We start from the raw sequence: 3582 nt of genomic DNA on the forward strand, positions 1-3582 counted from the left end.
CCGGTGCTGCGTTGTCCATGTCCATATCCTTTCCGTTCATCAGCCGGTCGAAGTAGCGGCGTAGTTTGCCGCACAGCATGAGGTCCCTGGCGCTCGACCCCGATACATCGACGCGCGCCACATCACCCCCGAACTGCGGCGCTGGGTCTCGTCCAACATGCGCGGGTATCTCCCCCCCACGCCAAGGCCACCTATTGCTAACCTTTGCCAAGCCGTGCGGCATCGCATGGCGTTCAGCAGCCCCGATGCGGGCTCGTCGGCCTGCTGCTTTGCCATGAGCCTATTTAGCAACGAATGGGGTGGAATATGCGCAAGAAAGTGCTGTGGGCCGTGGCGCCAGTGGCGGCGGTATTTCTGGCGAGCTGCGGCGGCGGCGGCTCGGACCTGATCGTCGATAGCGATCCCAACAGCTGCTCGATACGGAGCAGCAGCGGTTCACCGGTGGTCGTGGGCTCCGGGGTGAGCGGCGACCCGGCGGCGCCCGAGAAAGCCTCGGGCTACCGCCTGGGCCTGACTGCCAAATATTCCAGCAAGTACATGGCGATCGCCAATACACCACTGGCCACCAAGGCCGGCTGCGATGTGCTCAAGGCTGGCGGCACGGCCGTGGACGCCGCCATCGCCATGCAGGCGGTGCTGGGCCTGGTGGAGCCGCAATCGAGCACGGTGGCGGGCAGCGCGTTCATGGTGTACTTCGACGCCAGGACCAAGAAAGTGGTGGCGTATGACGGGCGCGAAGCCGCGCCGGCAGCCGCCACCGGCTACTACCTGGCGCGCCAGAACCAGGACGATGCCAACTCCCCCGGGCCCGTGCCGTCAGCGCGGCGCAGTGGCCGCTCCATTGGCGTGCCAGGCGTGATGCGCATGCTCGACATGGCGCACAAGGAGCACGGCAAGCTCGCCTGGAGCGGCCTGTTCGACTACGGCATCAAGCTCTCGACCAACGGTTTTCTGATCCCCGGTCGCCTGGGCGATGCCATTGCCAGCAATGCCAGCAACCTGGCGCTGGACGCCAATGCCATGGCTACGTACTTCCATGCCGACGGCTCGCCGCGCAAGACGGGCGAGACCATGACCAATATGCCCTACGCCAAGACGCTGAAAGCGCTGGCTACGCAGGGTGCGGACGCTCTCTACACCGGCGACATAGCGAAAGCCATCGTCGCCAAGGCAGCGCAGTCGGTCGGCGACGATGCCGGCAAGACCCCGATCACCCCCAGCCTGATGACATTGAGTGACCTGGCCAGCTACAAAGCCAAGAAGCGCGAGCCGGTCTGCACCAATTACCGCAGCGCCTACCACGTGTGCACCATGTCGCCGCCTTCTTCTGGCGGGATTGCGATCGCGCAATCGCTGGGCATTCTGGGCCAGTTCAACCTGGCGCAGTACGCGCCGACCAACCCCGCGAACGAGGGCGGCGTGCCCAGCGTGATGGGCGTGCACCTGGTGTCCGAGGCCGAGCGCCTGGCCTATGCCGACCGCGACAAATACGTGGCCGACACCGACTTCATACCGCTGCCGGCCCAGGGCCTGGCTTCGCTGCTCGCTCCCGACTACCTGAAGCAGCGCGCCGCCCTGATCAACCCCGACAAAAGCATGGGCACGGCCGCCGCGGGCGACTTCGGCCCGGTGCCGCTGGGCGTGGACAAGACCGTGGAGCATGGCACCACGCACCTCTCGGTGGTGGATGCGTACGGCAACGTGGTGTCCATGACGACGACGGTGGAGTCGAGCATGGGCTCGTTCCACATGGTGGAGGGCTTTCTGCTCACCAACCAGTTGACCGACTTCTCCGCCAACCCGGTGGATGGCAGCGGCCAGCCGATCGCCAACCGCGTGGCCCCCGGCAAGCGCCCGCGCAGCACCATGGCGCCCACGCTGGTGTTCAAGGGCAGCGCACCGGGCGACTTCGTGATGGCCACCGGCTCGCCGGGCGGCGGCGCCATCATCCAGTACGTGATGAAAACCGTGGTCGGCGCGCTCGACTGGGGCCTGGACGCCCAGCAGGCCACCTCGCTGGTCAACTTCGGCGCGTCCAACAGCCCCACCACGGGCGTCGATGGTTCCAACACCACGCTGGACCTGACGGCACTGGTCGCCGGCCTCAAGGCCAAGGGCCATACCGTGTCCACGGCCGCCCAGTCGAGCGGCGTGGCCACCATCATGCGGGTGACCAAGGACGGCAAGACCCAGTTGCAAGGCGGCGCCGACCCACGGCGCGAAGGCATCGTGCTGGGCGACGGGACGCTTTGAAGACGCCAAGCGTTTCCCGAGTCTGACCCAGCCCTTGTCACAAGCCCTGCCCATTGCGGCAGGGCTTTTTTCGCCGTATGCGCAGTGGTGCGCTTCTGGCCTGCACGCCCCAAGTCGTCGTTTGACTTGGAAATGGAATCAGCGGCGCAGTTTGCCGCACAATGCCTGCCCCTCTCCCCCTGCGCCGCACGCCATGACACTGCGCTACCTCGATTTTGACTACAGCGAAGACAGCGACGGCACCGGCACCTGGGATGCGATGGCCTCGGTCCTGGCGCCGCAGCTGCCGGCCCTGCTGGCCGAAGTGGCGCAGGTGCTGGACTGGGCGCACGCCGCGTTTGCCGGGCAGTTGGGCCCCATCGAGGACGGTGCGGACTGGGACTACGACCTGCAGGCCGTGCACGAGGTCGCCACCACGCAGCACCCACGCTACGACGAGGCCACACGCCAGATCGCGCTCCTGCCCGACGCCGCCGGCACGGGCCGCTACACGCTCACCCTGTCGCTCAGCGGCACGCCCGCTTTCGGCGCAGCCCTGCGCGAGCAGTTCGGGCTGGCCTGAGCACGCACCAGCGGCCACGCCACTGCTCGCTTGTGTGGGCCATCGCACAGACGCCGTGCGGCAAATGACCGACTGTGGCGGATGTTGGAGGCTCCCATGCTCAGTTCACCGCACCTGTTGAAATTGCCCGCACGCGAGCGTTTTCCATGAACCTCGCNACGCTCACCCTGTCGCTCAGCGGCACGCCCGCTTTCGGCGCAGCCCTGCGCGAGCAGTTCGGGCTGGCCTGAGCACGCACCAGCGGCCACGCCACTGCTCGCTTGTGTGGGCCATCGCACAGACGCCGTGCGGCAAATGACCGACTGTGGCGGATGTTGGAGGCTCCCATGCTCAGTTCACCGCACCTGTTGAAATTGCCCGCACGCGAGCGTTTTCCATGAACCTCGCCAGGGCAAAGATCCAGCGCCTGCGCACCGGCGTGCCCGGCCTGGACGCGGTGCTGGGCGGCGGCCTGCCCGAGTTCTCCTTCAACCTCATTGCCGGCCCGCCCGGCTGCGGCAAGACCACACTGGCGCACCAGCTGATGTTTGCGCTGGCCGCGCCAGCTTGCCAAGCGCTGTATTTCACGGTGCTCGGCGAGCCGCCGCTGAAGATGCTGCGCTACCAGCAGCAGTTCGATTTTTTCGATCTCGACAAGCTCAACCGCTCCATCCGCTTCATCAACCTGGCCGAGGAGGCGGCCAGCGGCGACCTGGACCGCGTGCTGGCGCGCATCGTTGCCGAGGTGCAGGCGCATGAGCCGGCCCTGGTGTTTGTCGACTCGTTCC

Annotated in this window: 3 protein-coding genes; all 3 read left to right on the forward strand. The window is 66.7% G+C overall.

The genetic code is table 11. The features are described 5' to 3' along the window. The first annotated feature begins 306 nt into the window (after window positions 1-306). Window positions 307-2253 (forward strand): gamma-glutamyltransferase, encoded by a 1947-nt coding sequence (gene ggt, locus QZH66_RS14550; protein WP_305806648.1) that lies wholly within the window; start codon window positions 307-309, stop codon window positions 2251-2253. A gap of 193 nt (window positions 2254-2446) precedes the next feature. Then, on the forward strand, window positions 2447-2815 hold the full coding sequence (locus QZH66_RS14555) for a hypothetical protein (RefSeq protein ID WP_305806649.1): 369 nt from the start codon (window positions 2447-2449) through the stop codon (window positions 2813-2815). Window positions 2816-3191: 376 nt separating this feature from the next. Beyond that, window positions 3192-3582 (forward strand): ATPase domain-containing protein (locus tag QZH66_RS14560; RefSeq protein ID WP_305806650.1); only part of this gene is annotated, 391 nt, incomplete at its 3' end.

The sequence above is a fragment of the Stenotrophomonas sp. YIM B06876 genome (assembly GCF_030711595.1).
Lineage (GTDB): Bacteria > Pseudomonadota > Gammaproteobacteria > Xanthomonadales > Xanthomonadaceae > Stenotrophomonas.

What these genes read in the sequence shown, in the direction of transcription:
- QZH66_RS14555 (WP_305806649.1), top strand. Translation starts at nt 2,447, where the DNA reads ATGACACTGCGCTACCTCGATTTTGACTACAGCGAAGACAGCGACGGC.
- ggt (WP_305806648.1), top strand. Translation starts at nt 307, where the DNA reads ATGCGCAAGAAAGTGCTGTGGGCCGTGGCGCCAGTGGCGGCGGTATTT.